This window comes from Virgibacillus salexigens (assembly GCF_014905415.1).
GTDB lineage: Bacteria > Bacillota > Bacilli > Bacillales > Amphibacillaceae > Virgibacillus > Virgibacillus salexigens.
Map to the genome: position 1 here is coordinate 1 of NZ_BNEO01000061.1, position 353 is coordinate 353.

Annotated in this window: 1 protein-coding gene; it reads right to left on the reverse strand. The window is 33.7% G+C overall.

The features are described from left to right. Positions 1 to 100: 100 nt before the first annotated feature. Positions 101 to 353 (reverse strand): homoserine O-acetyltransferase/O-succinyltransferase family protein (locus JKP73_RS22230; RefSeq protein WP_200411993.1); only part of this gene is annotated, 253 nt, incomplete at its 5' end.

A 353-nucleotide genomic window follows, 5' to 3' on the forward strand; every position in this document is an offset into this window, starting at 1 on the left:
CTAAAGCTCCCGTTGCCTCATCTTGATGAATTCCGACTTGCGCCAATAAAGTATCTAATCTTTTATCCATAAATTTCCTCATTTTTTAACTCATTATTTTTTACTTTTGCTCTTTTTGATTAAAATCATAATTTTCTTCATTCAAATGTTGACTCAGACGTTCTCCTAGATAAGGCGTTCCTTGATAAAACGCATAATTCAACCAATTTGAAAAAAAGAGGGAAGCTGCTGAAGCCCAAGTTCTTTTTGGCTTATTTTTATCATCATTTTCTGGAAAATAATTTTGGGGAAGATTGGGTTTCAGTCCTTCTTCTTTATCTCTCTCATATTCCCAAGCTAAAGTTTCACGGTCA